Annotated in this window: 29 protein-coding genes and 1 pseudogene; 27 read left to right on the top strand and 3 right to left on the bottom strand. The window is 60.4% G+C overall.

Features of this window, described 5'->3' with window-relative positions:
• Position 1: 1 nt before the first annotated feature.
• The 25 genes and pseudogenes from AA0Z93_RS17080 to AA0Z93_RS17200 all read left to right on the top strand — a co-directional run bounded on the left by AA0Z93_RS17080 (position 2) and on the right by AA0Z93_RS17200 (position 22,828).
• Positions 2–859, top strand: coding sequence for a head maturation protease, ClpP-related (locus tag AA0Z93_RS17080; RefSeq protein ID WP_413047767.1), 858 nt, complete (start codon positions 2–4; stop codon positions 857–859).
• Positions 856–2,049 carry a phage major capsid protein gene (locus AA0Z93_RS17085; protein ID WP_413047766.1) on the top strand — a complete coding sequence of 398 codons (1,194 nt, stop codon included), beginning with the start codon at positions 856–858 and terminating at the stop codon, positions 2,047–2,049. Before AA0Z93_RS17080 ends, AA0Z93_RS17085 begins: the two co-directional genes overlap by 4 nt.
• Before the next feature lie 49 nt (positions 2,050–2,098).
• A complete protein-coding gene (locus AA0Z93_RS17090; RefSeq protein WP_413047765.1) occupies positions 2,099–2,611 on the top strand; it encodes a hypothetical protein in 513 nt (170 codons plus the stop codon).
• 3 nt (positions 2,612–2,614) lie between these two features.
• Positions 2,615–2,956: a head-tail connector protein gene (locus tag AA0Z93_RS17095; RefSeq protein WP_413047764.1), complete on the top strand. Its 342-nt coding sequence runs from the start codon at positions 2,615–2,617 to the stop codon at positions 2,954–2,956.
• On the top strand, positions 2,953–3,279 hold the full coding sequence (locus tag AA0Z93_RS17100) for a phage head closure protein (protein WP_413047763.1): 327 nt from the start codon (positions 2,953–2,955) through the stop codon (positions 3,277–3,279). Before AA0Z93_RS17095 ends, AA0Z93_RS17100 begins: the two co-directional genes overlap by 4 nt.
• 8 nt (positions 3,280–3,287) lie before the next feature.
• A complete protein-coding gene (locus tag AA0Z93_RS17105) occupies positions 3,288–3,455 on the top strand; it encodes a hypothetical protein (protein WP_413047762.1) in 168 nt (55 codons plus the stop codon).
• A 3-nt stretch (positions 3,456–3,458) separates the two neighbouring features.
• Entirely contained in the window at positions 3,459–3,959 is a 501-nt protein-coding gene (locus AA0Z93_RS17110; RefSeq protein WP_413047761.1) for an HK97-gp10 family putative phage morphogenesis protein, read from the top strand.
• Entirely contained in the window at positions 3,952–4,338 is a 387-nt protein-coding gene (locus AA0Z93_RS17115) for a DUF3168 domain-containing protein (RefSeq protein ID WP_413047760.1), read from the top strand. The genes AA0Z93_RS17110 and AA0Z93_RS17115 overlap by 8 nt, the downstream gene beginning before the upstream one ends.
• Before the next feature lie 51 nt (positions 4,339–4,389).
• A complete protein-coding gene (locus AA0Z93_RS17120) occupies positions 4,390–4,887 on the top strand; it encodes a hypothetical protein (protein ID WP_413047759.1) in 498 nt (165 codons plus the stop codon).
• A 39-nt stretch (positions 4,888–4,926) separates the two neighbouring features.
• The gene (locus AA0Z93_RS17125) at positions 4,927–5,271 is read left to right on the top strand and encodes a hypothetical protein (protein WP_413047758.1); all 345 of its coding nucleotides are present in this window, start codon (positions 4,927–4,929) and stop codon (positions 5,269–5,271) included.
• A complete protein-coding gene (locus AA0Z93_RS17130; protein ID WP_413047757.1) occupies positions 5,268–5,507 on the top strand; it encodes a hypothetical protein in 240 nt (79 codons plus the stop codon). The genes AA0Z93_RS17125 and AA0Z93_RS17130 overlap by 4 nt, the downstream gene beginning before the upstream one ends.
• 33 nt (positions 5,508–5,540) lie before the next feature.
• Positions 5,541–8,828, top strand: a complete 3,288-nt coding sequence (locus AA0Z93_RS17135) for a phage tail tape measure protein (RefSeq protein WP_413047756.1) — start codon at positions 5,541–5,543, stop codon at positions 8,826–8,828.
• Positions 8,828–9,166 carry a phage tail protein gene (locus tag AA0Z93_RS17140; RefSeq protein ID WP_413047755.1) on the top strand — a complete coding sequence of 113 codons (339 nt, stop codon included), beginning with the start codon at positions 8,828–8,830 and terminating at the stop codon, positions 9,164–9,166. The genes AA0Z93_RS17135 and AA0Z93_RS17140 overlap by 1 nt, the downstream gene beginning before the upstream one ends.
• Positions 9,163–9,912 (top strand): phage minor tail protein L, encoded by a 750-nt coding sequence (locus AA0Z93_RS17145; protein WP_413047754.1) that lies wholly within the window; start codon positions 9,163–9,165, stop codon positions 9,910–9,912. Before AA0Z93_RS17140 ends, AA0Z93_RS17145 begins: the two co-directional genes overlap by 4 nt.
• Before the next feature lie 2 nt (positions 9,913–9,914).
• Positions 9,915–10,688, top strand: coding sequence for a C40 family peptidase (locus AA0Z93_RS17150; protein ID WP_413047753.1), 774 nt, complete (start codon positions 9,915–9,917; stop codon positions 10,686–10,688).
• A gap of 210 nt (positions 10,689–10,898) precedes the next feature.
• Positions 10,899–11,345 carry a hypothetical protein gene (locus tag AA0Z93_RS17155; protein ID WP_413047752.1) on the top strand — a complete coding sequence of 149 codons (447 nt, stop codon included), beginning with the start codon at positions 10,899–10,901 and terminating at the stop codon, positions 11,343–11,345.
• A 28-nt stretch (positions 11,346–11,373) separates the two neighbouring features.
• On the top strand, positions 11,374–11,793 hold the full coding sequence (locus AA0Z93_RS17160) for a hypothetical protein (RefSeq protein ID WP_413047751.1): 420 nt from the start codon (positions 11,374–11,376) through the stop codon (positions 11,791–11,793).
• Between the two features lie 42 nt (positions 11,794–11,835).
• A complete protein-coding gene (locus AA0Z93_RS17165) occupies positions 11,836–12,444 on the top strand; it encodes a tail assembly protein (protein ID WP_413047750.1) in 609 nt (202 codons plus the stop codon).
• 55 nt (positions 12,445–12,499) lie between these two features.
• Positions 12,500–15,514 (top strand): annotated as a pseudogene (locus AA0Z93_RS17170) (host specificity protein J); the annotation flags it as partial.
• Between the two features lie 3,480 nt (positions 15,515–18,994).
• Positions 18,995–19,909 carry a DUF1983 domain-containing protein gene (locus tag AA0Z93_RS17175; protein ID WP_413398595.1) on the top strand — a complete coding sequence of 305 codons (915 nt, stop codon included), beginning with the start codon at positions 18,995–18,997 and terminating at the stop codon, positions 19,907–19,909.
• Positions 19,910–20,260: 351 nt separating this feature from the next.
• Positions 20,261–21,115, top strand: a complete 855-nt coding sequence (locus AA0Z93_RS17180; RefSeq protein ID WP_413047749.1) for a hypothetical protein — start codon at positions 20,261–20,263, stop codon at positions 21,113–21,115.
• 17 nt (positions 21,116–21,132) lie between these two features.
• Positions 21,133–21,360 (top strand): hypothetical protein, encoded by a 228-nt coding sequence (locus tag AA0Z93_RS17185; RefSeq protein ID WP_413047748.1) that lies wholly within the window; start codon positions 21,133–21,135, stop codon positions 21,358–21,360.
• Positions 21,361–21,696: 336 nt separating this feature from the next.
• Complete coding sequence (locus tag AA0Z93_RS17190; RefSeq protein ID WP_413047747.1) at positions 21,697–22,179, top strand: hypothetical protein; 483 nt, start codon at positions 21,697–21,699, stop codon at positions 22,177–22,179.
• Positions 22,176–22,553, top strand: a complete 378-nt coding sequence (locus AA0Z93_RS17195) for a hypothetical protein (RefSeq protein WP_413047746.1) — start codon at positions 22,176–22,178, stop codon at positions 22,551–22,553. Before AA0Z93_RS17190 ends, AA0Z93_RS17195 begins: the two co-directional genes overlap by 4 nt.
• The gene (locus AA0Z93_RS17200; RefSeq protein WP_413047745.1) at positions 22,550–22,828 is read left to right on the top strand and encodes a hypothetical protein; all 279 of its coding nucleotides are present in this window, start codon (positions 22,550–22,552) and stop codon (positions 22,826–22,828) included. The genes AA0Z93_RS17195 and AA0Z93_RS17200 overlap by 4 nt, the downstream gene beginning before the upstream one ends.
• 42 nt (positions 22,829–22,870) lie before the next feature.
• On the opposite strand, the gene AA0Z93_RS17205 is transcribed toward AA0Z93_RS17200, so the two are convergent.
• Entirely contained in the window at positions 22,871–23,167 is a 297-nt protein-coding gene (locus AA0Z93_RS17205; protein ID WP_413047744.1) for a hypothetical protein, read from the bottom strand.
• 204 nt (positions 23,168–23,371) lie between these two features.
• Between AA0Z93_RS17205 and AA0Z93_RS17210 the strand changes: the two genes are divergently transcribed.
• Together AA0Z93_RS17210 and AA0Z93_RS17215 are read left to right on the top strand one after the other, a co-directional pair.
• On the top strand, positions 23,372–23,581 hold the full coding sequence (locus AA0Z93_RS17210) for a hypothetical protein (RefSeq protein ID WP_413047743.1): 210 nt from the start codon (positions 23,372–23,374) through the stop codon (positions 23,579–23,581).
• Between the two features lie 91 nt (positions 23,582–23,672).
• Positions 23,673–24,038 carry a LexA family protein gene (locus AA0Z93_RS17215; RefSeq protein ID WP_413047742.1) on the top strand — a complete coding sequence of 122 codons (366 nt, stop codon included), beginning with the start codon at positions 23,673–23,675 and terminating at the stop codon, positions 24,036–24,038.
• 186 nt (positions 24,039–24,224) lie between these two features.
• Here the strand turns inward: AA0Z93_RS17215 and AA0Z93_RS17220 are convergent, their stop codons facing one another.
• The gene (locus tag AA0Z93_RS17220) at positions 24,225–24,938 is read right to left on the bottom strand and encodes a hypothetical protein (RefSeq protein ID WP_413047741.1); all 714 of its coding nucleotides are present in this window, start codon (positions 24,936–24,938) and stop codon (positions 24,225–24,227) included.
• Positions 24,939–25,141: 203 nt separating this feature from the next.
• The gene (locus tag AA0Z93_RS17225; RefSeq protein ID WP_413047740.1) at positions 25,142–26,029 is read right to left on the bottom strand and encodes a hypothetical protein; all 888 of its coding nucleotides are present in this window, start codon (positions 26,027–26,029) and stop codon (positions 25,142–25,144) included.
• Positions 26,030–26,723: the final 694 nt, after the last annotated feature.

Raw genomic sequence — 26,723 nt, forward strand, 5'->3', positions numbered from 1 at the left:
CATGAAACACAAGATTCAGTCTCGCGGCTTGCGCAGCGAGATGAGCCCGCGTGCGCTCGATAAATGGAATCCGGCCATTCAGGCTGCCGTTGAGAACACCACTGAGACCATCACCGTATACGGCGTGATCGGCGAGGACTGGTACGGGGAGGGCGTGACCCTCAAGCGCATCGACGCGGCATTACGCGCCATTGGCGATCGCGAGGTGACCGTCTACATCAACTCGCCCGGCGGCGACATGTTCGAAGGGATCGCCATCTACAACCGCCTACTCGAGCACAGCCAGAAGGTCACCACCAAGGTGCTGGGCATGGCGGCCAGCGCGGCGTCGATCATCTATCTGGCTGGCGCCGAGCGTCAGGTGGCCAGCAGCGCGTTCCTGATGATCCACAACTGCTGGACGTTCCTAGCCGGCAACCGTCACTACCTTCGCGACGTGGCCGACGACATGGAAGAGTTCGACGCCGCCATGGCCGACCTCTACGCCGAGACCAGCGGCCAGACGCCTGAAAGCATGGCGGAGCTGATGGACGACGAGACGTTCATTCGCGGCAAGCGCGCCGTAGAGCTCGGGTTGGCCACCAGCATCCTGGCTGCGGGCGAAGTCACTGAGCGTGAGACCGAAGAGTCCGCCCAAGCCAATGCGCTCAAAGCCATGGATACGGCGCTCGCCAAAGCCGGCATGCCCCGGTCCGAGCGCCGCGAACTGTTCGCCAGTTTCAAGTCCAGCACGCCTCGCGCTGCTGGCGGGGGTACGCCTCGCGCTACCCCGACCGACAAGCCGAACGCTGTCGCGCCAGACCTCTCCGCCTCACTGAGCGCGGCAACCAACCTCTTGAACTCTCTGAAAGGTAAATGACCGTGGACTATGAAGCCCAAGTCAAGGAAATCAACGCCGCCCTCAAGGGTATCGGCGACCAAATCAAAAACCAGGCCGAGGCGACCGAGAAGCAAATCAAGGCCTCCGGTGCGATGAGCGAGGAAACCCGGGCGAAGGTGGACGAGTTGCTCACCAAGCAGGGCGAGCTGAGCGCGCGCCTGGGCGAAGCTGAGCAGAAGCTGGTTAACGCTAGCCGTACACCAGCTGACCGCGAAGAGCCGCAAAAATCTGTCGGCGCACTGGTCGTTGGCAGCGAAGAAATGCAGGGCATGAACTCCTCTTTCCGTGGCTCGCGTCGCGTATCGGTACCGCGCGCTGCCATCACCACGGCTACTGGTGGCGCTCTGACTACTGCTGATCGCCAGCCAGGCATCATCGCCCCGCCTCAGCGTCGTCTGACGATTCGTGACTTGGTGGCGCCTGGCACCACCGAGGCCAACTCCATTGAGTATGTGCGTGAAAGCGGCTTCACGAACAATGCTCGAACTGTCGCCGAGAACACCGCCAAGCCTTACTCCGACCTGACTTTCGCGCTGGCCACCGCAAACGTACGCACCATTGCGCACCTTTTCAAAGCCAGCCGGCAGATGCTCGACGATGCGCAGGCGCTGCAGAGCTACATCGACGCACGTGCCCGTTACGGTCTGCTGATGGCCGAAGAAGCCCAGTTACTGTACGGCAACGGCACTGGTGCCAACCTGCAGGGCCTCATGACGGTCGCCCAGATGTACGCCGCTCCCGCAGGCGTCACTGTCACTGGCGAGCAACGTATCGACCGCTTGCGTCTGGCGCTGCTTCAGGCAGAGCTGGCCGAGTTCCCGTCGGATGGCATCGTGCTCAATCCGATCGATTGGGCTGCGATCGAACTGACAAAGGACGGCGAAGGCCGCTACATCATCGGTGAACCGCAAGACGGTACCACCCCACGACTGTGGAATCGCCCGGTGGTCTCGACCCAGGCCATGACCCAAGACGACTTCCTCGTGGGTGCCTTCAAGCTCGGTGCGCAGATCTTCGACCGCATGGAAATCGAAGTACTGATCTCGACCGAGAACGACAAAGACTTCGAGAACAACATGGCCACCATCCGCGCCGAGGAGCGCTTGGCCTTCGCTATCTACCGCGGCGAAGCGTTCGTCACCGGTCCGCTGACTGGCACCGGTTCGTAATCCCTTCACCTCAGAGGCGCCAGCGATGGCGCCACACAGGAGCGACCTCATGGCAAACGCCAAGAAGCAGGATAAAACCAGCACGGTACCGGAACAGGCTGCAGCGGCTTCCAAAGACCAGAGCGTAAACGCACCGTCCGGCGGCAACGACGCTAGCAATGCGGACGCGGCCGCGGGCGGTGCAGCAACCATCAGTCCTCTTGCTAACTCTGGCGTCAGCGCGATGCCGCAAGCGGGAGATCCGGTAACAGAACTGCCGGTGGAGATGTCGCCATTGACCAACCTGGCAAAGTATGGTGCGGGTGGCAGCGCCCTACCGGGCCAATCGGGTCAGATCGGCGACGTGCTGCATGCTTCCCAAAAACCAGCAGATTTGGACGAGCTAACCTTGAGCACGTCGGTCGAAGTGAATCCGGCCAAAGTCACGGTGTACCCGCTGCGGTCATTCATGGACGAGGGCGAGTTGCGCCGCCGCCGCGGTCCAGGCTACCTGGTACCGCGCCTTCACGCTGAAGACCTTGAGCGCCGAAATCTGGTATCGCGCACTCCGCTGGAGGAGTAACGGATGTCGGTGATCAGCATGACGCAGGCCCGCGCGCACCTGCGCGATCCAGACGATGACGACGACTATCTGCAGCTGCTCATCGATTCTGCTGAGCAGTCGGCCATGAGCTACCTCAATCGGCAGGTCTACGCTGATACACAATCGATGGCAGAAGCGGTTGCAATCGGCGCGGCAGGGGATAACCCCATGCTTAGCAATGCTCCGTTCAAGTCGGCCTGCTTACTGATCCTGGGTCACTTGTATGCCAACCGGGAAGACGTCGTCGGCGGTATCAGTGTTGCCGAACTGCCTAGAGGCTCGCAGTCCCTTCTCACACCCTACCGGGTCGGGTGGGGTATATGAGGGCCGGTCCGCTCCGCCATCGTTGTCTTGTTACCTTCCCCCACCGAGAGCGGAATGCCTCGGGCGGCGCCATTCAGGTATGGATACCGGCCATGCCCGATCATCTGTGGGCTGAGGTTCGGTCCCCGAATGGTCGCGTGAACGCTGTTGCTGAGAAGCTGGACGCTGTGGTCACGGCGGAAATTATCGCTCGGCCACGCAGCGACATCGCAGCTGGCTGGCGTTTAACCAAGCGCGGTATCACCTATCAGGTGGAAGCCGTGCTTCCCGATAACGACCAGACCCTGATGAGACTTCTGTGCTCATCAGTTCCTAACCCATGAGGTGAACCATGAAAATTCGAGCACTGGGCCCATTGACGGGCGCCACTGGTGAACGTGAGCAAGGCGAGGAATTCGAGGTGACCAAGGAGCAAGCTGAAGGCCTTATCGCCCGCGGTTACGCCGAGGCTGTCGTCGACACGGACAAACCCGCGAAGGCTGCAGTAGCCAAGGAGTAGGCCATGGCGCGCCGTTCCAGCTTGCGCGGTGACATCAAACTGCGCCGCACGCTGCGCAACATCCACAAGACGATGGACAACGAGCTCAAGCCGGCCATGCAGAAGTCAGCCGACCGCGTGCTGGCCAGCATGAGGCAGATGATCCCCCAGGACACCGGAGCCGCCGCCCAGGCGCTGAAGGTGTACGTTTCGCCCAGCGGGCTGGACGCTCAGATTGGTATCCGCGGAAAGCGCGACAACCGCAAGTTCTTTTATCTGCGCTTCATCGAATACGGCACCAAGGGTTACGTGGGTGGGAAGCGCTCCGGCAACCGCAACCGCAAAGTGAAGAACAAGAGCGACGGCACGCACTTCTTCGGCAAGTACCCGGACATCCCGGCACGTCCTGCACACCCTTGGCTGCGTCCAGCCATGCAGGTCAACCGCGAGTACGTGATGATCGATATCGAAACCGCCATCCGCCGGACGCTGCGTAAAGCCAGCCAGGGAGGAGGCAATGGCTGATCCGGCCGTCGCACTGCAGGAAGCCTTATTTGCTCGGCTCGAGGCTGAGGTGAGCTGCCCGATCTACGACGGCGCGCCGATGAACACCCCTATGCCGTATGTGTCGATCGACCGTGAACTTGCTGTGAATGCCTCACCCATCGCTGGGCGCAAGCGCGAGCAGCGCCTGCTGTATCTGTCGGTGTGGTCGGATGCTGTCGGCCAGGCCGAGGTCAAGCGCATCAACGGCGAGGTCGTCGCGGCGCTGGATGAGCGTGCATTGCCGCTCGCTGTCGGTCGGGCTGTCTCCGTGCGTGTCGAGCAGGTGGACGCGCAGCGCGATGCCGACGGCGTGACTTACCAGGGTTCGATCACGGTCCGCGTAATCACCACCCACTGATTCATCCTCTGCCGCTACGCGGCTCTATCCAGTGCATTTGGAGGCTTTGCCATGCCTGACAATCTGAACACCGCCGCGGGCTGCCGCCTGTCCCTGGGCGGAAAAACTGCTGCAAATACCGAGGCCGATTACAAGAAGGATACCTATATCGGGATCGGTGAGATCGAGGACCTGGGTGAATTCGGAGACACCTTCAGCTCGGTCACCTTCACCGCGCTCGATAACGGCCGAGTGCGCAAGTACAAGGGCACGGCCGACGCGGGCGATCTGACCGTTACCGTCGGCCTGGACAACGGCGATGCTGGCCAGAAAGCGGTCAAAACCGCCCACAAGGACCGGGGTAAGGGCGACTACAACGTCAAGATCACCCTCAACGACGGCGACGCCAGTGCGACCCCGGCGATTCTGCCGACCACGTTCTACATGCGCGGCAAGGTGATGAATAACACCGTTGCACCTGGCGCTGCCGACAACGTCGTGCGCCGCAACATCACCATCGCCATCAACTCGGACATTCTCGAGATCCTGCCGGGCGTTGCTACTGCCTAACCGCCGGGGCTGCGGCCCCTTTCCTTGTGAGAAAAACCGATGAGCGATGCCCTTTACGGCACGACCACCGTGCAGCTTGGTGCACGGTTTTACACCCTCAAGCCCACACTGGATGCCGCTCTGCGCATCGAGGCCCGCTTCGGCGGCTTGCGCGGCGCGCTGGAGGCCATGCGCCTGATGAGCATTGCCGCATGCGCCGACATCGTGATCGCCGGCGCCGCGCTCAAGCCCGAGGACCACAAGACCATTGCCAACGAGGTTTTCGAAACTGGCGTCTCGAAGGTGTCGGTGCAGTTGACCAACTTCATCAGCGTGCTGCTGAACCCGGTACCGCCGAGCGTTGTTGAGCAGGGAAAGCCCGGGGCGGGCAGCACAGCGCAGTGAAGAACGGCAGCTACGTCGACTACCTGTTCGGCGTGGCCACCGGCTGGCTTGGTTGGCCGCCCGAAACCGCCTGGCACACCCCCATACCCCAGCTCATGCTGGCGCTCAACGCGCGCCTGGACTGGATGAACATCAACCGTGGCACTCCGACCGGGCGACCTGCCCCTGCCCAGGCCAAGAAGGCCAGCGTCGCTGAACGGCTCAAGGCCTTTATGCGTGGACGTGGAGACTCCTAGACCCCTTACAGCCGCGCTGGCTTGGAGAAATGAATGGCTGACCAACAAGTCCAGGGCATGCTGGTCCAGATCGAGGCAACCACCGCCCAACTTCGCCGCGAGCTGGCCACCGCCGACCAGGTCGTGGCTCGCAACGCGCAATCGATTGACGAAAGCCTGTCCAAGGTGGACTCCGCGTTCGACCGCTCCGGCACGGTAGCGGAAGAGGCCGGCTCACTGATCCGCGGCGCCTTCGCCGCAGTGGCAGGGGCAGGCCTGATCGGCAGCATCATCCAGCAGGTGGACGCCTACGGGCAGATGTCCGACCGCATGAAAGCTGCGGCGGGTAGCGCCGTCGAGTATCAGACGGTGCAGGAGCACCTGCTGCAAACGGCGCAGGAGACCTACCGACCACTTGCAGAGGCGCAGGAGCTGTACATCCGCACCGCAGACGTGATGCGCAGCCTGGGGTTCAACACCCAGCAGACTCTCGATATCACCGACAGCTTTAGCTTCCTGCTCGTGACCAACGCCGCAGCCGCTGACAAGGCCGGCTCGGCGCTCGACGCCTACTCCAAGGCGCTGCAAACCGGCAAGGTCGAGGCCGATGGGTGGGTCTCGATCCAGGATGCAATGCCCACCCTCGCCAACGCGATCGCCACCGCCACTGGCAAGACCGCCGACCAGATCCGCAAACTGGGCGTACAGGGCAAGCTGTCGCTCGACGACATCAACACGGGCTTGCTGAGCACCGTCGACGCCAACCGCAAGGCTGCCGCCGAGATGTCCACCAGCGTGCAAGACGCGATGGTCAACATCACGAACGCCGCCGGTACCTTCCTGTCCGGCATGGAAGAGCGAACTGGCGCTGTGGCTGGGCTTGCCGACTTCCTCATCTTGCTGGCCGATAACGTCAACATGGTGGCTGCCGCAATGGCCGGCGCCGGCGTGGCGGCATTGGTCAACTACGTGGCCAAGTCTGCGCTCGCGCTGAAAGCGGCGCTGCTGCAACGCGCGGCTGAGATTCAAAACGCGCAGGCAGCCTTGCGCGCTGCTGAGGCTCAGCAACTCTACGCCCAGGCCCAGGTCCGCCAGGCCGAGGCCTCGGTTGCTGCTGCTACAGGGCTGCGGCGCCTGACGATTGTGCAAAACGAGCTGCTGCCCAATCAAGCTGCTTTGCGTGCCTCCACGGATGCCTTGGCGATTGCCCAGGCCAACCTGGCACGAGCCGCCACAGGCGGGCTGCTGTCCGTATTGGGCGGGCCAATGGGCCTGGCTTTGTTGGCGGGCACCGTGGCGGCCAGCTTCTTGCTGATGAGCAACAACGCCGATGCGGCGGCCATCAGCCTTGAGGACATGCACAAGCCTGTGCAGCAATTGCGCGAGGAGTTCGCCAGGCTCAATCGGGACCAGCGCGAAGCCTCACTGGTGAAATGGCAGCAGGAGCAGGTCAACGCGACCGACAGCGTCAAGAAGGCCTACTCCGAACTGGCCAACTCCATTCGGAGTGCCACGGTTACGGCGCCAGTGCGGGACTCGGGCGGCCTTTACCTCAAGCAGCTGGCCACGTTTCAAGAGGTCACCAACAAGCTGCAGGAGGCCCGCGCGGCTGGACAGGACCTGTCTCCAGTGCTCCAGCAGGCCGCCGATCATTTGCAGATCCCGGCCAGCACGTTACAGCAGTGGCTGTTGCAAGCGGGCGCCCTGAGCGATGCCGATGAAAAGTCCGGGCTGATCGCCAACACGCTGCGCGTGTTGACCGGGGTCACTGAGCAGAACACCTCGGCCACCCGCGAAAACAACGCGGCCAAGGCGGGCATGAGCACCGAGGGCCAGACGTACCTGGACACGCTGCAAAAGCAGCTGGCGGGCCTGCAAGACAACGGCAACGCGATCAAGATCGCCAACCGTCACATCGCCGAGAACGCCGACCTCACCGAAACTGATCGTCTGGCTATCCTGTCAGCGGCCAGCGCGATCGAGGCGCAGAAGAAGGCCAACAAGGACGCTACTGACGGCAGCAAGAGCCGCACCAAGGCACTGAACGATGAAATCAGGGCGCTCGACGCCATCATCGACCGGGCGCTGCCAGAGAAGAAGCGGCTCGAAGACCTGGCCGAGGGCATCCAGGGGCTACGCAAGGCGCAGGCGTCGGGCAAGATCACAGCTGCTGAGCTTGAGCTGGGCATCAAAAACCTCAATGAAGCCTACGCCCAGCCCGCGCTGCAAAAGCGCGCAGCGGAGGAGCAGAAGCTGGCGGAGGCTCGGCGCAACAGTGCCGAGGCCTACCGCAAGGCCATGGAAGTGGTGCTGCAAACTCGGCAAGACGCCATCGATGCGGATGTCGCTGGCGTGGGCATGGGCGACGAGGAGCGCGAGCAAGCAGACCGTCTAAACAGCGTGCGGCAAAAATACGCCGAAGCGCGCCGCCGGCTGGAGGAGCAGCAGGAGGACAGTTCCCGCCGCCTGAGCGATGAGGCCTACCAGCAACGCCTGGCCGACCTTGCCGACTACCAGGCGCGCGAGCTGCAGATGGAGGTGGATGGTTTCGACGCCCGGTTACAAGCGCAGAGCGATTACCGCAACGGCGCCAAGCGGGCATGGGACAACATCCGCGCCGAGGCTAGCGATGTTGCCGGTGCCACGGACAGCATGCTGACCACCGGTTTCAACAACGCACGCGACGCGCTGGCCGAGTTCGCCATCACAGGTAAAGGCAACTTCAAAGACTTCGCCACCAGCGTCATCGCCGATATGGCCAGGATTGCCAGCCAGCAGGCTGCCAGCTCGCTGCTCAGCGGTGTCTTGCAGATGGGCGTGTCGCTGGCCGGTTCTTACTTCGGCGGCACCGGCGGCGGTAACGGAATGGAAGCGGGGTCGGCAGGCGCAGTTTCTTCGAACTTAGGCGCCTCGCAGGCCGGCTACTCCAGCGCCTATTTCCAGGCACTGGGCGGCGCTTGGTCGAATGGGGTACAGATGTTCGCCAAGGGTGGCGCATTCACCAACAGCGTGCTGGATACCCCGACGGCTTTTGGTATGTCGGGCGGTGGGCTGGGTGTCATGGGCGAGGCCGGGCCTGAGGCGATCATGCCCCTGGCCCGTGGCGCCGACGGTTCGCTGGGCGTGCAGATGGTCGGGGGTGGGGGCGGCAGCACAGTTGTGCAGGTCAGCGCACCTACTTACTTGACCGTTGAGGACCGCAGTTCGGACGGCATGCAGATCGATGAAGCGGCGCTGCAGAGGAGCATGCAGACGCAAATGCAAAGTGTGGCCGAGCGCGCGGTTGCCGAATCGTGGCGACCAGGCGGTACCAGTTATCGAAACAGCATAGGGAGAACCTGATGGCGATCGAAACCTTCAAGTGGACGCCGGACGATTCCGCCACTTGCGATAGCAAGCTGCGCACGCGCAAATCCCAGTTTGGTGACGGCTATGCCCAAGTCAGTGGCGACGGTTTGAACGCCGAGCAGGATAGCTGGGACGTATCCTTCGGCGGCCTCAACGATGAGGTTGCGCCCATTCAAGCGTTCATCAAGTCACACGGCGGCATGCGCTCTTTCCTGTGGACCCCGCCTGGCGGTGTGCAAGGCCTGTACCGCTGCGAAACGTACCGTCGACAGGCTCAGCCAGGCGGGACTGTCCTGCTGACCGCAACCTTCGAAAGGGCTTATCACCCATGAGTTTGATCACCCAGTTTCAAAAGCTGGAGCCGGGCGCCGAGATCATCCTGTTCGAACTAGACGGGTCGGACTTTGGCGCCGACGTGCTTCGATTCCACGGGCACGCGATACCGCATACGCCCGAGGAGCTGGCTGCGGCTGGCACCGGGGCTGACCAACTGCCGGCCAAGTCCATCTGGTGGCAGGGTAACGAATACGGCGCCTGGCCCATGCAGATCGAAGGTATCGAAGCGAACTCCGACGGTACGTCAGTGCGGCCCAGATTGACGGTGGGCAACGTGAACGGCCGAATCACGGCGCTGTGCCTGGCCTTCGATGATCTGCTCGAGTTCAAGCTGACCATGCGTCATACGCTGGCGCAGTATCTGGACGCGGCCAACTTTCCAGCAGGTAACCCGCAGGCCGACCCCGGCGAGGAGGCCATCGAGGTCTGGTACGTGGACCAGAAGATGTCGGAAAGCGGGACGGTCGTGACGTGGGAGCTGGCCAGCCCCGGCGACGTGGGCGGCGAGACGATCGGCCGGCAAATGACCCAGCTGTGCCATTGGGCCATGACAGCCGGCTACCGCGGTCCGAACTGCGGCTATACCGGGCCCTATTTTGACATGGACGGAAACCCGACCGGTGATCCTGCCAAGGACCAATGCAACGGCTGCCTCGACACAGGGTGCACGGTGCGCTTTGGCCAGGGTAACGCCGTCCCATTTGGCGGCTTTCCTGCCGTCTCCCTGATCGCCCGGAGCTGACCATGCGCAAACACATTCTCGCCGCCGTCCAAGCGCACGCCGAGGATCAGTACCCGAGCGAGTGTTGCGGGCTGATCATCGCCGAGGGCAAGACGCACCGATACGTGCCTTGCGACAACACCGCAGCCGACCCGGGCGAGGAGTTTCGCATTTCGCCGGAGCAATACGCCCAGGCTGAAGATCAGGGCCAGGTGATCGGCATCGTGCACTCGCACCCTGACGCCACCAGCAGGCCGTCGCCGCGTGATCTGGCCATGTGCGAGGCAACCGGTTTGCCCTGGCACATTCTGTCCTGGCCTGAAGGCGATCTGCGCAGCATCACGCCCATCGGGCACACGCTGCTGCTAGACCGGCCATTCGTGCATGGCGCCTGGGACTGCTGGCAGGCCTGTGCGGATTGGTACCAACGCGAGTGGGGACTGAAGTTTCCGGCCTACGCACGCGAAGAAGGGTGGTGGGAGGACGCAGACGGGCCGAGCCTGTACGAGCAGGCCTATGAAGCGGCTGGCTTCTACCAGGTTGATAAACCTAGGCGCGGCGACATGATCGTCATGGCCGTGGGGCGCACCGCCCACCCAAACCATGCCGGCATCTACCTGGGCGCTGACCCGCAGCTACCAGGCGAGCGCTCCGAGGTGTTCGGCCCTGGTCCGTTCATGCTGCATCACCTGCTCGGCAGGCCATCGGAAATCATCGTGTACGGCGGGCCATGGCTCGACCGGACGCGGCTAGTCTTGCGTCATCAGAAGCCGAGCAGACGTATTGCTGAAATCTAGCCCAGTGGGCAGCTAGGCATTCCTGAATGAAGATGACCCGATAGTATCTCAATGCGCTAAGAGGTCAGGGAGGATAATAAGGATTCCTATACAAGCGCCGATGCCAGAAATGAGGCACAGCAATGTAGGTCGCGCACAAAAAAATTCCACGAAAACGCATCTCGGCGCTTGGGTCATTCACGCGGAAACGATTACGTCAGAGTAGGGTTTTTGTCCAAGAATTTTGCTGTTATCCTCACGCTCCAAAACAAGGAGCGTGCGATGCGAATAATTTCAGCAGTAATCTTAATGTCTCTCATGCTTACCGGTTGTGCTACTCCCCCTACCGCAGAGCAGATTCAAGCGGCTGACTACGGAGCTCCTGTATATCAAGAGGAAGCCGAATATGCCGTAAAAAGTTATTTCGGTAGCTATCTGAAAGATCCTGAATCTGCGCGATATCGTTTTGGTGTTGTGTATCAGGGCTATATGATAACGAGTCGTCTAGAAGGTGCTAAGCTTCAGCCAGGTTACTTAATAGAGGTAAGTGTCAACGCAAGAAATAGCTTCGGTGCATATGTTGGTTCCAAGCCTTATAGGTTCGTCATTCGGAATGATCGTGTCGTGAGTGTCTGGGAGTTTAGACCAGACGGAAACTTAATCCGAGTCATGGATTAGTCTGCTGCAATTTTTAGGTGAGATAGTAATGAAGAGCCTGATAATGGGGTTGGGGTTGGCGCTGCTGGCAGGATGCGCCACATCTCCAGTCCCTTTGAACGAAGCCGTTCAGGCACCATCTGAGCGAGTAACTGGCTACCAGGAGTCTTTGGCCGGCAGCGGAACCCTGATCGTTGTCCGTGATAGCGGGTTCGCAGGTAGTGGCTGCTTCGCCACAGTATTCCTGAATGGTGAGCCTGTGGCCCGGCTCGATACCAAAGAGAAAGCATCCTTCCATGTTCCTGCGGGTCACTGGACTTTAGGTGCAGGGGTTGAGGGCAGCGGTCTATGTTCATTCGGCAACGAGCGGCTTGAAGATGCTGTAATCGTCGAGCCTGGGCAAACCAAAAAGTACCGGATTTACACATCATCAGAAGGCGAAGTCGGTATTAAGGCTTCCACTTTCTGACAAGACCGCCTTAGGGCGGTTTTTTATTTCTGAGAGGAAATCATGACTCTTGCGGCCTTCCATATCCCAAGAACAAATATTCGTCTGGCAGGATTTCTCGGGAAGAAATATGGGAAAAAACACAGTTTCGTATTAGATCGCGGAGACACGCGAGAGGCGGTCAAAGCTCTTGAGGTCAACTATCCGGGATTTGGCCGTGATCTCGCGCAGGCGGAAAGCAAAGGATTGCGCTTCGCAATATTCAAAAATGGAAAGAATATCAGCGAGGACGAACTCGACCTCGGCGGCGCTACAGATTTGTGGTTTGTCCCTGTAGTGCACGGCAGTAAGCGGGCAGGCTCACTCCAAACCCTAATCGGAGCTGTGCTGATTGTTGTAGGGGCTGTTGCAACAGCTTTTGGCTTCGGCGCTGTAGGTGTGCCAATGATGAAGATGGGTGCCGTGCTAGCCATTGGCGGGGTAATTCAGATGCTCAGCCCACAGGCCAAAGGCCTATCTCAGAGCGGCGCCCCCGAGAACCTGCCTTCCTACGCCTTCGGCAGCGCTCGCAACACCACCGCCAGCGGCAACCCCGTCCCGGTCTGCATCGGCGAACGCCGCTGGGGCGGAGCCATTATTTCTGCCTCGATCGAGGCGCAGGACAAGGCTTAGAGCCACCGCACATCGCAGCCGCCTACGGGCGGTTTTTTATTGCCCGGAGGAAAGCATGGGCCACGTAGAGCAGCTGGCAATCACTGGCGCCAAAGGCGGCGAGAGTAAGGCCAAGACCCCGGTCGAGGCACCCGACAGCCTGCAGTCGACCAACATCGCCAAGATCCTGCTGGCTGTGGGTGAGGGCGAATTCGACGGCACGCCGACCGATCGCGATATCTACCTCGACAACACGCCCATCGTGGATGCCAGCGGCAACGTCAACTTCCCCGGTGTGAACTGGGAGTGGCGCCGCGGCAGCGTCGAGCAGGAGTATATCCAGGGCATCCCAGCCGTGGAGAACGAGACCACCGTCGGCGTCGAGCTGCGCAGCGACAATCCGTTCAGTCGCGCGCTTAGCGACACCAAGCTCTCGGCGGTGCGCGTGCGCCTCGCCTGGCCGCGCCTGCTGAGCCAGGACGCGAGCGGCAACACCAACGGCTACCGCATCGAGTACGCCATCGATATCGCCACGGACGGCGGTGCCTACGCCGAGGCCCACCGCGGCGCCGTGGACGGCAAGTCCAGCAACGGTTACCAGCGCTCGATCCGCGTCAACCTGCCCAAGGCCACCTCGGGCTGGATGATGCGTGTGCGCCGCCTCACGGCCAATGCCAACAAGGGCACCATCGCCGACACCATGACCGTGGCCGGCTACACCGAGATCATCGACGAGAAGCTGCGCTATCCCAACACCGCGCTGCTCTACGTCGAGTTCGATGCCCAGCAGTTCCAGAACATCCCGGCGGTCACGGTGAAGTGCAAGGCCAAGCGCTGGCCAGTGCCGAGCAACTACGATCCGCTGGCCCGCACCTATAGCGGCGTCTGGGACGGTTCGTTCAAGCAGGCCTGGACCAACAACCCGGCGCTTATCACCTACGGCCTGTGTGTCGAGGGCCGCTTCGGCCTGGGCAAGCGAATCAAGTCGTGGATGGTCGACAAGTGGGAGATGTACCGCATCGCCCAATACTGCGACCAGCTGGTGCCAGATGGGGTAGGGGGCCAGGAGCCGCGCTTTCTGTGCGACATGAACCTGCAGGCCAAGTCCGAGGCCTGGGTGCTGCTGCGCGACCTGTCGGCGATCTACCGCGGGATGACTTACTGGGCCCATGGCTCGCTGTTCATGCAGGCCGACATGCCGCGCGCGCAGGACATCGACTACGTGTTTACGCGGGCCAACGTGATCGACGGCGAGTTCGTCTACGGTGGTGCCGAGCGCAACACGCACTACAGCCGGGCGCTGGTCAGCTACGACAACCCGGCGAACAACTACGACACCGATGTGATACCTGCCACAGACGTGGCGCTGCAGCGCCGGTACCGGGATCGTCCCATCGAGATCTCGGCCATCGGCTGCACGCGCGCGTCGGAGGCCCAGCGCCGCGGTAAGTGGGCGCTCTTGAGCAACAGCCAAGACCGCACCGTCACCTTCAAGACCGGCATGGAAGGGCGTATTCCGTTGCCGGGCTATGTGATTCCGGTAGCCGACGAGTTGGTGGCCGGCCGGCCGAATGGCGGGCGGATCTCGGCAGCTGATGCGAAGACCGTGACCCTGGACCGTGACACACCGATCAAGGCCGGTGACCGGCTGATCGTGAACTTGCCCAGCGGTACCGCCCAGGCTCGCACCGTGCAGTCGGTGAGTGGCCGGGTGGTAACGGTGACCACCGCTTATAGCGCGCAGCCTGAGCCTCAGTTGCAGTGGGCGATCGACTACAGCGACCTGGCCGTCCAGCTGTTCCGCGTGCTCAAGACCACCCGCACCCAGGAAGGGCAGTACGAAATTTCGGCGCTCGAGTTCAACCCGAGCAAGTTCGCCGCCATCGATACCGGCGCCAAGCTCGACGAGCGCCCGATCAGTGTCATCCCGGTGACCACGGTGCAGCCGCCGGCGAGCGTGACCCTCTCGTCTTCGCACATGATCGATCAGGGCATCGCGGTTAACACCATGACCATCGCCTGGGACGCCGTGCCGGGTGCGGTGGGCTATGACGTCGAGTGGCGCAAGGACAACGGCAACTGGGTCCGGCTGCAACGCACTGGCGCGACCTCGGTGGACGTCGTCGGCATCTACGCTGGCGCTTACCTGGCGCACGTGCGCGCTGTCAGCGCCTTCGACATCTCGTCGATCTGGAAGAGCTCGATCCTCACCCAGCTGACGGGCAAGCAAGGCCTGCCGCCGGCGATCACCAGCCTGACGGCGGAAAGCCTGCTGTTCGGTATCGGTCTCAAGTGGACCTTTCCACCAGGTGCTGAGGACACCCAGCGTACTGAACTGTGGTACAGCGCGGGTACCGTGCTGGCCGAAGCCACCAAGCTGGCAGACCTGGCCTACCCGCAGGACAAGCACAACCTGCAAGGTCTGCGCGCCGGGCAGCGGTTCTACTTCTGGGCGCGCTTGGTCGACAAATCCGGCAACGTTGGGCCGTGGTTCCCGAGCGGCACCACCTTGGTCACCGGCCAGGCCAGCGCCGACGCCGGCCCGATCCTTGAGCAGATCAAGGACCAGATCACCGAGAGCGAGCTCGGCAAGCAGCTGACCAGCAAGATCGAGAAGATCGCGCTCATCGACGGCAACGGCCCGGGCTCGGTGAACGAGCGCCTGGGCACCGCCAAGACCGAGCTGGCCAAGCAGATCAGCGACGTCAACAACGCCCTCAGCACCACCAAGGGCAACTTGCAGCAGCAGATCACGGCGGTGAGCGCTGACGTGTCGGCCGCCAAGACCGACCTGCAACAGCAGATCGCCAATGTCTCGACCCTGGCCGGCTCGCTGCCGTACCGCAAGGACAAGACCTACAGCACCAGCCAGAGCGCCCTCGGTGCCGACGGCAAGCTGTACCAGGCCACCAAGGCGGTACCGCTGAGCACGCCGCCGCCGAATGCCGACTACTGGACCGATGTGGGCCAGGCCGTGGTCACTGCGGCCGGTACCGCGGCGCGCGTCTCGAAGCTGGAGACCGACGTCTCGACCTTGGACGGCAAGACCACGGCGCAGGCCTCGCAGCTCAGCGGCCTGCAAACAAGCCTCACCACCACCAATGGCAACGTGACGACGGCTCAACAAGCTGCCCAAGCTGCGTCGACCCTGGCCGGCAGCAAAGGCAAGGTGCTGGTGCAGTCTGCCGCGCCGGCGACGGCCGACCAGATCGCGCAGAACCTGTGGATCGACACCACAAGCAACGCCAACACGCCCAAGCGTTGGACCGGCAGCGCCTGGGCCGCGGTGACCGACAAGGCCGCCACTGATGCGGCCACTGCGGCCGCTGGCGCCCTGGCCTTGGCGCAGACCAAGGCCGACGCCTCGGTGGTCAGCAGCTTGACCACTCGGGTCACCGACGCCGAGGGCAAACTGACGTCCCAGGCCACCAAGCTGGACGGCATGCAGACCAGCATCGACGGAAAGGCCAGCTCGCAGGCGTTGCAGCAGGTCACCAGCCGAGTGACGGCCACCGAGCAAAAGGACACCGCGCAGGACCAGCAGCTGACCTCGCAGAGCCAAGCGCTGACCTCGCTGAACGACAGCGTGAGCAAAAAGGCCGATGTCGCTTCCGTTCAGTCGCTGAGCAACACGGTCACCCAGCAGGGGCAGAGCCTGACGGCTCAAGGTACGTCCCTGACCAAGATCGAGGCGAGCCTGCCGTCGCTCAGCGGCGAGAACCTGCTGCCCAACAGCTCGTTCGAGGAGTTGGTTGCCGACGGCAGCAGGCCGCGGCACTGGGCGGTATCTGGCGCTGCTGCTCGAGCTTTTGTGCCTTCGCCGCTGACCAGCAGCCTCAATGCCCTGCGCATCAGCGCGAGCGTCGGCGCCGGAAACTACATCGAGCTGGTCTCCAGCCCCGCCGATGGCCGGGCGCGGGTGAAGGTCACGGCTGGCGCTACCTACACCCTGAGCGTGTACGCGCGCGGGTCAGGCGCGCCTGGCTTCTTGCGGCTCTACCTTCAGTTCCTCGATGCGGCCGGTGCAGTGCTGTCGGCGCCGTCGACATCTGACAAACCGGTGCTGGGCGAAACCTTTACCCGGTACACGCTCACCGGCACAGCGCCGGCGAACGCCACGCAGGTCAACGTGTACGCCTGCCGCCTGTTCAACGACTCGGGCGCTGCCGCCACCATTTGGGCAGAAGTCGATAACGTGCAGTTGCAGGAAGGGACGGTGGCCACGGCCTACCAGCCGTCGATCCTAGCAGCGGCCGATGTGTCCGCCGAGGCTGTCACTAGCCTGGGTGCGCGGGTCGAAAAGACCGAGCAAGGCCTGAAGTCCTCGGGCGAGCAGGTGACCAGGCTCACCAACAGCCTGACGATCACCGATGGCAACGTGACAACTGCCCAGCAGGCGGCTCAGGCTGCATCGAACCTCGCCGGCAGCAAAGGCAGGGTGCTGGTCCAGTCTTCGGCGCCGGCAGCGGCAGACCAGGCCGCGCAAAACCTGTGGATCGACACCACGGGCAATGCCAACACGCCAAAGCGGTGGACCGGTAGCGCTTGGCTGGCGGTGACCGACAAGGTGGCCACCGACGCAGCCACCGCTGCGCAGAACGCGTTGAACCAACTGAGCGGCAAGGCTGACGCCAGCGCGCTGGCCAGCCTGGGCAGCACGGTCGAGCAGCAGGGCAGAGACATCACCGCTGCTGGACAGTCGATCACCCGCATTGACGCTTCGATCGCCTCGTCGGGCTCAGAGAACTTGCTGTTCAACCCGTCGTTCGACGTTGCGTCCGCCGCTAACGCCAATATTGCCGCCGGCTGGTACTGGCGGTACACGGCCGGGGTAGGAGTGGTGCCCACGTTGCGCAACTCCGACCTGGGTGCCGAGGGCAAATGCCAGCGACTTGACGTTTCCGGTCTGACAGCGGGATCAGGCGCGACCTACGTGGACTTCGTACCGGTTGCCGAACGGCAGCCGCCGGCGTTCGAAGGCAAGGCATACACCGCGTCGGTCTACGTCCGCGGCAACACCGGCCTGCTGCTGCAGCTTTACTTGCAGTTCAAGGATGCCGCCGGCAATACGCTCAGCACCAACGGGCCAAGCAACTTGGCGCTCAACCCGACCTACCAGCGTCCCTTGCTGGTATCCGCGCTTGCACCTGCCGGTTCGGCACGGGTCGACGTGCTCTACCGTATTCGCTCGAACGGAGGATCGAGTCTCACGGCAGGTTTCGTCGACTTAGACATGGCGCAGCTTGAGCAAGGCACCACCCTGACCGGGTGGCGTGACAACGGCAAGGCCAACGCCGAGAGCATCGCCGTCAACGCAGCGGCCACCGCGGCGCTGACCGGCCGCGTCGAAAGGACAGAGCAGGGGCTGACCAGCACGTCGGGATCAATCACACAGCTTGAAAACTCCATCGGCGACATCGGTGGCGAGAACCTGCTGTTCAACCCGTCGTTCAGCAAGTACGCCAGCCTTACCGGCGCGCCAGAGGGGTGGGAAACCGAAGGGCCGGCGAGCAGTGTCGACACGCTTGTGCCTTCCTGGGTGAATAGCGCCGAGAAGGCCCAGCGCATCGTCGCTCAAGGCTTGAATACCTCAAGCTCTTACAAGTCCCTGCGCACTACTGCTGCCAGGCGCATCGCGGTCGCCGGTGGACAGGCCGTTACTGCCTCCGCCTACGTGCGCCGCGGCAGTGACCCGGTCAACATGCGTATCTTCATCCAATGGATGAACGCAAGCGATGCGGTCATTTCGGCGCCGGCCTCGGCTCTATTTGCGGTCAGCGTGGCGGGCGATCGCATTCAGTACAGCGCTGTAGCGCCGTCGGGTGCGGTCAAGGCCTACATCTACTATCGGGCGTACGGACCGACGTCTTCTGCGACATCGGGAACGATCGATATTGCGCGGCCCCAGGCCGAGTACGGGGCCAAGGCCACCGGCTGGCGTGATAACGGTCAGGTGATCGCAGCTGGAAGTGCGGCCACCTCCGCAGCCATAGAGAGTTTGACCTCCACCGTCAACCAGCAAGGGAGCAGTTTGACCAGCGTGGCAGGGAGAACGACGTCGCTCGAAAACAGCGTCAACAGCGCCACCGGTGGACTGCCCTCCAAGGCATCTGCCGCTGCGCTGAACAGCGTCGAGAACCGGGTTGCTGCTACCGAAAGCGGCCTGACCTCGCAGTCCAGCAGCCTCACTGACCTGAAAAATACCGTGGGTGTGATCCAGGGAAGTTTGGGCGCAGCGGGGCTTGATCCCGCTCAGGATGCGCTCTGGCAATTCGACACGGGTACGGAAGGCTGGACTGTAGCCGGCGGCACCATCAGCGCCGCCAATGGCGTACTGACGGTCACGTCCAACAGCAACGATCCTCGGATCGTAAGCCCTGGCGTGCTGGCCGTACCGGGCGCGCAGTATCCGTTGGTCAGGGCCAGGATCACCCGGAGGGCTGGCGCTGCTGCCGACTGGGATGGCCGGGTGTTTTACTCCACAGCCGGTCACGGGCAGTCCTCGAGCTACTTCAACTTGGCAGCCAACCCAAACCTGGCGGTGGGGCAGAGCACCATTGTCGAATGGGATATGTCGGCGTTGACGGCCGGGGGTAATGACTGGGTCACCAACACCATCACCAACATCCGCCTGGACTTCGGCAACACGTCGGGCGGTGTGTTTGATGTGGACTGGATCGCGATTGGCCGCTCGGCGCCGTCGGCGTCCAGCCGAGCACTGTCGTCACTCGACTCCAAGGTCACCCAGCAGGGCACTACCCTGACGGCCGAGAGCCAGCGCATCGACGGGCTGTACACCTCAGTAGGCAACACGAACGCGGCGGTGCAGACCGAGACGAAAGCCCGGTCCGATGCTGACTCGGCACTGAGCTCGCGCATCACCACTGCGCAGGCGAGGGCCGACGAAGCAACGGCTGCGGTCCAGAGCGAAGTTACTGCTCGAGCAAACGCAGTGTCGGCGATCGGTAAACGCGTCGACGACACCCAGGCCAGCCTCGGCAATACCAACGCTTTCGTTCAACAAGTCAGCACGGCCCAAGTCGGGCTCAACAACAAGGTCAATGCTTCCTACTCCGTCCGGCTTCAAGTCGTAAACGGGAACCAGTATGTGGCTGCGGGCTTTGGGGTTGGTGTCGAAAACAACGGTGGAGTGTTGCAGTCGACCTTCGCCGTGATGGCAGATCGATTCGCTGTGCTCAACCCAAGTGGCAATGGATTTGTCAGTCCATTTGCTATTCAGAACGGCCAGGTGTTTTTGAACGAAGCTTTTATTTCAAAGGCCACCATTCAAAGCGGCATTGTGGGTTCAATCATCGATTCTGCGCAGTGGGCTAATTGGGGGCAACCCATTCTGCGTATTGATTTCAACTCGGGAGGCATGACCGCCTGCCATCCAACGCGAGCCAACACTTATGCAACTTTCAATCGCGACGGGATTGGAGTTGTGATTGATGGCGCACTTCGAGTGAGGATGGGGGTATGGTGAAATAGAGGGGGCGCCCCCCATTTTTTGATGAGGAAACAATATGCCAGCCGGTCTTCAAGTATTTGGTTCTGACGGTAGATCGCTTGTCGATATGTCGTCTTCTATCAGCCAGCATCAAGGGGATATTGTCACCAATGGGGCTAGTGGTTCGATATCACTACCAGCGCTACCGCCTGGCAAGCAGCGCTTTTACATCATCGTGCCGCTAGTTGACACTCAACTATGGAAGGGTAAGAAGCCGGGTGTAACTATCTCGGGCGATACGTTGTCGTGGCAATATCTACACTCCACATGGTTCGGCCAGTTCAGTGCTAATTGCCGAATCTACTACGGGTATTATTAGGAGGTCCGATGCCTATCGGATTTCAGGCTTTCAAAGAAGATGGCTCATTGCTTTTTGATATTGACCGAATTACCTACGGGCTGTTGAAAAGTGGTTATTTGAACTTGGTTGACCGGTGGGGCAGGCATTACATTCGTTCGCTCAATTTGAATCCCAATGAGGAAAGCAGCTGGGTATACACCAATCTGCTCGACCCCATCTGCGGCATAACCGTCACTGGTGCGGTATCGCCTATTGTGTTTTTAGTGGGCGATGGCAAGCCGTGCGGCGAATTTGTCAGTGGCAATGACAGGACTCTTTACTTTCAAGGATGTTCGCCGAACACAAAAGCATTTGTTTTTGACTTGATGCGCGATGTTGGGGAACGATCAGGCATGGAGTGCTATGACGCAGCGGGGCGGCTCAGCTTTACAACTGGCATGCCACCATTGAACGTCATAGCAGCAGTCGATCCGCCTGCTATCAATCCTCCGGTTTCGCCTAACACCACAACGCGCTGGACTCCTTACTCTGGCGGCGCAAATGAAAGCTCTGGCCGTGAATGGTCCAGCGGTGATTACGCCCAGCCAAAGGGGGCGGTTTTTGTTCCGGTTGCTGCTGGCGAGTTGGCAGCATTCCTAACTTTCTCAAGAGGCTGCATGTTAATAGAGGGTACTGACTTTGGGTCCGGTACTTTCAGAACTAATGCCAGTGAGGGCTGTGGCGGCGCCTCAAGCGGGATTCGATTCTTCTTCAGTCCCGCAGTTGCAACCACCGCCGTTATAACTGGCAGCTCCAATACAAGCTGGTCTGATATCCCAACAGATCGGCAGCCACAAGCACTGGTAATTCGCGCCACCGATTATCCATTTCCGTTTAGATAACCAAAGAGGAAACACCCATGCCATACGTAGCAATCAACCTGGCCAACGACTTCGACGCTGCCAACAAAACCCGTTATGCCACCCAGGAGGAGGCGGACGCCCGCGCCCGCGAGATCCTGAGCCAGTACCCTGGCGCCCAGGTCTTCACCGCCCAGGTGCTCAAGGAGTACACAGCCAAGGTCTCGATCACCGCCAAAGACCCGGTCGAGCCGAAGCCGGCGAACGAGACCGACACTGCCGCCTGACAGTCAATTGATAGCGAGTGCCGTTATCCCACGCAGGGTGCTCAATCCTTGTCGAACAACTCGTTCAGGAGCCCTTTCTGATGCGTGTTTTCATAGCACCCCGGCTGATTTGGAGGGGTGGCATCGCAGGGTATATTTCGCTGATCCCACCGACTGCCATACGGGCTGTTGAAATAGTGGTTGCATCCCGATAGGAGCACCGCAACAAGCGTTACCAAAATTCCTTTGCTCATAAATTCCTCATCCATTGTGTACTCGATGTGTGACGAGTCCGTCTGCCACCAAGACACACCATAGCCCGCCCCGCGCGGGCTTTTTCATGCCTGGAGAAAACCCATGCCACTCGATAGCGACATCCGGCAAGGCCTGGCCTTGCTTCCCCCGCAGATGGGTACCCGCCCGGCGCGCGTGTTGCTGCACGCCATCAACCTACAAGAAAACCCGCTGCGCCTGGAGCAGCAAGTCAAAGGCCCGGCCCGCGGCGATTACCAGTTTGAGAAGGGCGGCGGCGTGAAGGGCGTAATGACCCACGCCGCGTCCAAGAAGCTGGCCGAGCAGGTGTGCCGCGCGCGCGGCGTGGTTTTCGATGCAGAGTCGATTTACCAGGCCATCGGCCGCGACCCGGTCCTGGCCGCCGCGCTGGCGCGCCTGCTGATCTGGACCGACCCTAAGCCGCTGCCGGCCGCAGATGACGAGGCCGGGGCCTGGGCGCTGTACCTGCGCACCTGGCGCCCGGGTGCCTATGACCGCCAGCCGGAAGAGCTGCGTGCCAAGTTCAAGCGCAATCACGCGGCGGCCTTGAAGGCGATACCGGCATGAGCGCCGCGCTGGCGGTGATCAAGGCCATCCCGCTGTGGCTGGTTCTGGCCCTGGCCGCCGCCGGCATCATCTGGTGGCAGCACGGGCAGATCGGCAAGACCCGCGCCGATGCCGCCAAGCTGGCGCGCCAGGCCGGGCAATGCAAGTTGGCCCGAGACAACCTGGAGGCACTGGCCGGTGAGCAGGGCAAGGCGCTGGGTGACCTGCAGCTGGCCGCCCAGCAGCGTCAGGCAGCCGCCGAAAAGACGGTTGCCGATGCGCGTGCCAGTGCCCAGCTCGACTACCAGTCCGCCAACCGGCTGCAGCAGGAGCGCACCGGTGGTGAGCAATGCGCAGCTGCGACCTCGATCATCGACAAGGAGCTTGGCCTATGAGGCAAATAACCAGCTTTACACCATGTGTAATGGTGGTAGTTCTACTTCTGGCCGGCTGCGCGGCCCGTGTCGAGCCAGAGGTGCGCACCGTGCGTGTCGAGGTGCCGGTGCAGGTGCCGTGCCGCGCGCCGGAGATAGCTGTGCCGCCGTGGGCAGCCGCCGGCCTGCGCAAGACCGACAGTCTGGAGGTCAAGGTGCGCGCGCTGCTGGCCGAGCGTCGGCAGCGCATCGGATTCGAGAAGGAACTAGCAGCAGCCGCTGACGCATGCCGCTGAGGCTGACACCTGCGGTGTCAGCCTTCAGCTATGCCTGTCTGCTTACACCAAACTGATGGGCGCTTGTGGATCAAAGCCGAACTTATTATTTCGAACAAGCCAGAGTGCATTCTCTATATCCGTTGCGGAAAAAGAGAGTGGATTGGACACCTGCCCAGCTAGAACCAGGCTCAGCAGCGCAATTTTGATTTCTAAACGATTTGAGTCTCTGCCACACTTCAAAATTTCACGGCATATTGAGATTTTGAGCCCGTCTGGCAATGGCCCTGGCGTCTGTAACTCGACTTTGAACCAATACTCTGCCTCTGACACCTGATGGTCTATCTCGCTCTGCGACATGAATGCTCTCCTTTGGAAATCAACAACTATGCACGCCATGAGGGCTGGCAGCAACCGTGGCAGAGTCTGATGTAGCCGCGATCAAGGAATGAACTATGCGGCGATCAAGCGGCAAGCGTTGCGGCAGCCCTTGAGCGAAGCCGAATACCGGTCTGGCGTGCGAGACATCCTATAATGCGCTGACCAAGCCAGATGGGTGACAGCATGAAGCGGACGATTAGAGGGCTGACAAGCGCGGGTGAGCCATTGATCTTGGAGGCGACTGCGGCGCTGCGCCGGTACAATCAAGCCCAAGACGCCGGCGAGCCTGCCGAGCAGGTCGAGCGCCTGCGTGTGCTTGCCGAGTCGGCCTACCAGGCGGTTACGGACTACCAGCTGTACGCCTACGGTCTTCAGCCGATTACCAAGCACTGACTGCCTGGCCGCTTGCCGCTGATCGGCAGTTGCCGCAGTACACCGCCGGCCATACCATACTGGTTTTTTATACAGTATGGAGGACCACCCAATGAATGCCGCCCTCAACCCCGACCTCGACGACACGCCCAAGATCAGCCTGGACGACCTCATGCAACTGCGCGCGCCCTGGGTCTACCTTATCAAGATCGAGGGCGACAGCATGCAGGGGGCGGGCATGTACACGGGCGATCTACTGATCGTCGACCGGGGCACTGAAGCCAAGCACGGCGACATCGTCATCGCGGCGGTGAACGGGGAGCCGGTGTGCAAGCGCATGTGCCTTGAGAGTGGCATGGTCATCCTGCGTTCGGAGAACCGGAAGTATCCGTCGCGGTACATCATGGAGGGCGATATGTTCGAGGTGTGGGGTGTGGTCAGGTACAGCATTCGAGACCACGATCGTCTAACGGGGTAGGGGATTTGGTTCGGCAGAACGCCGGAGGGGGGTAGCCGAGCTGTCTAATACTACCCCGCAGAATCACGCCTTTAGTGGGCGAAAGTCGCGAAAACTGGAAGAAAAGTATTAGACGGCTATGGGCTGGAGGCCGCACACCGTGCGGCTTGAGGCAGGAAGCCTCCGCTACTGTTGCATTACTAGAAGCTATTTGATCGTCTTGTTGAGAGTTTCGATGATCTGGAGGGCGGGGTTGAACCCAAAAAGACTTACTCGCTTGTCCTGATTGCTTTCATAGGGCCACTTTACATAGCGAGTGAGAACAGAAGTCCCTTTGCTCATTGCTGCCATCAATCCTGTTTCCTGCAAACTTGAAAATCCAGGCTTGGCAAGAGCGGTGACCGGGACATCCTCGTCGATACGGAGTGTGATTGAAGAGCCAGGAAAATGCTCGCTACCCACGCTCACGAAACGTGAAGAGTGCCCATATACACCTATCGTCAATGGGCCCCTAGACATCGCACAATAGTGGGTATCATCCATCTCGTCCTTACGGCATCGAAGATTCCAATTCTCGCCGTACTTGTCCTTGAGAATGTCCAGCACGTTTTCTTGCAGCCCTTGCACTGTGCCGCTGCCGTCCGAGTAGTGAAATCTATATTTGGTGCTGTTCAGCGTTCCCGTCTCTATCCGATGCATCACATTATGATTGCCTGACACCAAGTCAAACGAGACGTGGCAAGTGACCCTCCCCCCTGGGAGCAGAGGGCCGGCAACAGTTATAAATTCGGGTGAATCAACAGTTGGAATGGTTTTCCTGTACCCTGGTTCATACACGGTCTTGGCACACTGCGCAGCCTGGGCCTGCGATGTACACAGCAGCACTACTGACAGCGTTGTCATAAGCCGGAGAAGGAGCATCACATCGATCCCTGAAAGTGATAAAGAGTGAGGATAGCACGGAACCACTAGGAAAGCTCTGAAGGCTCGAATCGCCTGAGAAATTAGTCTCAAACTGTCAAGGCGGGCTCGGTTTCATGCAGCCTCTGGTCCCTCATGCTTAGCAGCAGTTTGCCAAATTACGAGCATAAATCCGTAACCCACAAGGCTAGCCATAGCAAGAATCAGGCTGGCGGGAGATAGATACACCAGAGCTTCTTATCCTCGGCATTCCTACCAGGCTTCCAATAAACCTCGCCATACAGCTCATTAGGCACCTTGTAGACGAGTTTCGTGTTGAGTTTGATTAGAGGATTCAGTGACCGCAAGCGGATTCCATAACCATCGCTCATGATGGTTTCAGTAGTATCGAATTTGAAATCTTTGTCATCCTTGCTGATAAATAAGCTGCCTTCAGATGGTAGTCGACCTTCATTGTCAGTGTTTTTGAAGGTCGCGTTCACAGTAATGAATCGTGCATCAGAATCTGATTTCACGGCGGAATAACGGTTGCCGGTGTCGATAGATTTACTGATGGTGCAGTCATTAACCGTCACATCGAAGTAGCCTACTTGACCATGCATGGCTTCCTGCTTGGCTTTAAGCCCTTTAAGATAGTTTGAGGCATAGATGTTATAGCCGTTCATCGCGGTGTCGCCAATAGCATTTATCCGGCAAAGGAGAGTGTCTACGGTGTGCTTGGTCCACTTATGATTTTTGTTCTCCTCGATAAGTATATTTTCAGCCACGGTAAGGTCACGGGTCATCTGCAACGCAAAACCTTTTTGTTTAGCTAGATCCTTAATTTTCAGAACATTAGCATTGAAGCCCGAGCCTTTCCGGTGTGTGTAAAAGTCGGCCAAAATCGCATCTCTACCAAGCGCGAAGCGCAGAATCTGTGCCGTCGAAATGTATTTCTGGTTAGAGAAGAAGTAATCGTTCTCCTCTTCTGTGAGATTGGACCCATCGAAAGTTACCGCTGAGCAATTTAGCAGTTCAGTCTTCGTTTTGACCTTCTGGGCACTTGCGGCAGAAGCCGGGCCAGGCATTGAGAGGCTGATCATAAGAGCCAAGGTAAGGCAACCCCTGCGCATTTCAAATCCTTTTTGCAGTAAGTGTGATAGGTGAAGCCTATTCTTGTGGCATGAAGCCATCAATCTAGTCTTCTCGCATTTTCTAAGTGCGCTCAAATTACTACCTATGGCCGTCATCTGCTTGTTGCAAGCGGTAGCTTTGAGTCGATAGCAGGCAGTCAGGACAGTCACCAGACAATACCAATTCTGATACCAATGGTAGGGTAAGCGGGGAGGGGGAGAGGGATATTTCGCTTAGCAAATACAGCCCTCCGCTACCGCCAAACACCCCAAAAATACTACATGGTGATGTGGACGGCTGCTCCAGATGCTTCCTTCTCGGCCAAAATCGATCCCCTGATCGAAACATGAGCGCATGGTTTGCAGGCATGAACGTACCACTCATGCCGCCTACAGAAAGCAGCTAGACCCAGGCTCAAATCGGCCGAAAATCAGTTCCAAAATAAATTGGCCGACCTTTGAAACATGCGGCCTACAGCCCGGTGTAATCGAGAATGTTTCGGAACGGATTACGTCGTTCAAGGCGCACCAGACTGCAATTCAAATATCGGATTGCAAATCCGTCTACGCCGGTTCGATTCCGACCTCGGCCTCCATATTCGAAAGCCCCGCAGATTAACGTCTGCGGGGTTTTTATTTGCCTGAAGGAAAGGCGAAGTGTTCCGCAAGTCTT

The organism is Pseudomonas phoenicis (genome assembly GCF_047302395.1).
GTDB lineage: Bacteria > Pseudomonadota > Gammaproteobacteria > Pseudomonadales > Pseudomonadaceae > Aquipseudomonas.

What these genes read in the sequence shown, in the direction of transcription:
- AA0Z93_RS17160 (WP_413047751.1), top strand. Translation starts at nt 11,374, where the DNA reads ATGAAGAGCCTGATAATGGGGTTGGGGTTGGCGCTGCTGGCAGGATGC.
- AA0Z93_RS17180 (WP_413047749.1), top strand. Translation starts at nt 20,261, where the DNA reads ATGCCTATCGGATTTCAGGCTTTCAAAGAAGATGGCTCATTGCTTTTT.
- AA0Z93_RS17195 (WP_413047746.1), top strand. Translation starts at nt 22,176, where the DNA reads ATGAGCGCCGCGCTGGCGGTGATCAAGGCCATCCCGCTGTGGCTGGTT.
- AA0Z93_RS17115 (WP_413047760.1), top strand. Translation starts at nt 3,952, where the DNA reads ATGGCTGATCCGGCCGTCGCACTGCAGGAAGCCTTATTTGCTCGGCTC.
- AA0Z93_RS17125 (WP_413047758.1), top strand. Translation starts at nt 4,927, where the DNA reads ATGAGCGATGCCCTTTACGGCACGACCACCGTGCAGCTTGGTGCACGG.
- AA0Z93_RS17085 (WP_413047766.1), top strand. Translation starts at nt 856, where the DNA reads ATGACCGTGGACTATGAAGCCCAAGTCAAGGAAATCAACGCCGCCCTC.
- AA0Z93_RS17105 (WP_413047762.1), top strand. Translation starts at nt 3,288, where the DNA reads ATGAAAATTCGAGCACTGGGCCCATTGACGGGCGCCACTGGTGAACGT.
- AA0Z93_RS17140 (WP_413047755.1), top strand. Translation starts at nt 8,828, where the DNA reads ATGGCGATCGAAACCTTCAAGTGGACGCCGGACGATTCCGCCACTTGC.
- AA0Z93_RS17145 (WP_413047754.1), top strand. Translation starts at nt 9,163, where the DNA reads ATGAGTTTGATCACCCAGTTTCAAAAGCTGGAGCCGGGCGCCGAGATC.
- AA0Z93_RS17205 (WP_413047744.1), bottom strand. Translation starts at nt 23,167, where the DNA reads ATGTCGCAGAGCGAGATAGACCATCAGGTGTCAGAGGCAGAGTATTGG.
- AA0Z93_RS17110 (WP_413047761.1), top strand. Translation starts at nt 3,459, where the DNA reads ATGGCGCGCCGTTCCAGCTTGCGCGGTGACATCAAACTGCGCCGCACG.
- AA0Z93_RS17190 (WP_413047747.1), top strand. Translation starts at nt 21,697, where the DNA reads ATGCCACTCGATAGCGACATCCGGCAAGGCCTGGCCTTGCTTCCCCCG.
- AA0Z93_RS17120 (WP_413047759.1), top strand. Translation starts at nt 4,390, where the DNA reads ATGCCTGACAATCTGAACACCGCCGCGGGCTGCCGCCTGTCCCTGGGC.
- AA0Z93_RS17095 (WP_413047764.1), top strand. Translation starts at nt 2,615, where the DNA reads ATGTCGGTGATCAGCATGACGCAGGCCCGCGCGCACCTGCGCGATCCA.
- AA0Z93_RS17165 (WP_413047750.1), top strand. Translation starts at nt 11,836, where the DNA reads ATGACTCTTGCGGCCTTCCATATCCCAAGAACAAATATTCGTCTGGCA.
- AA0Z93_RS17215 (WP_413047742.1), top strand. Translation starts at nt 23,673, where the DNA reads ATGAATGCCGCCCTCAACCCCGACCTCGACGACACGCCCAAGATCAGC.
- AA0Z93_RS17185 (WP_413047748.1), top strand. Translation starts at nt 21,133, where the DNA reads ATGCCATACGTAGCAATCAACCTGGCCAACGACTTCGACGCTGCCAAC.
- AA0Z93_RS17135 (WP_413047756.1), top strand. Translation starts at nt 5,541, where the DNA reads ATGGCTGACCAACAAGTCCAGGGCATGCTGGTCCAGATCGAGGCAACC.
- AA0Z93_RS17150 (WP_413047753.1), top strand. Translation starts at nt 9,915, where the DNA reads ATGCGCAAACACATTCTCGCCGCCGTCCAAGCGCACGCCGAGGATCAG.
- AA0Z93_RS17175 (WP_413398595.1), top strand. Translation starts at nt 18,995, where the DNA reads ATGTCGGCGTTGACGGCCGGGGGTAATGACTGGGTCACCAACACCATC.
- AA0Z93_RS17080 (WP_413047767.1), top strand. Translation starts at nt 2, where the DNA reads ATGAAACACAAGATTCAGTCTCGCGGCTTGCGCAGCGAGATGAGCCCG.
- AA0Z93_RS17220 (WP_413047741.1), bottom strand. Translation starts at nt 24,938, where the DNA reads ATGCTCCTTCTCCGGCTTATGACAACGCTGTCAGTAGTGCTGCTGTGT.
- AA0Z93_RS17100 (WP_413047763.1), top strand. Translation starts at nt 2,953, where the DNA reads ATGAGGGCCGGTCCGCTCCGCCATCGTTGTCTTGTTACCTTCCCCCAC.
- AA0Z93_RS17200 (WP_413047745.1), top strand. Translation starts at nt 22,550, where the DNA reads ATGAGGCAAATAACCAGCTTTACACCATGTGTAATGGTGGTAGTTCTA.
- AA0Z93_RS17210 (WP_413047743.1), top strand. Translation starts at nt 23,372, where the DNA reads ATGAAGCGGACGATTAGAGGGCTGACAAGCGCGGGTGAGCCATTGATC.
- AA0Z93_RS17090 (WP_413047765.1), top strand. Translation starts at nt 2,099, where the DNA reads ATGGCAAACGCCAAGAAGCAGGATAAAACCAGCACGGTACCGGAACAG.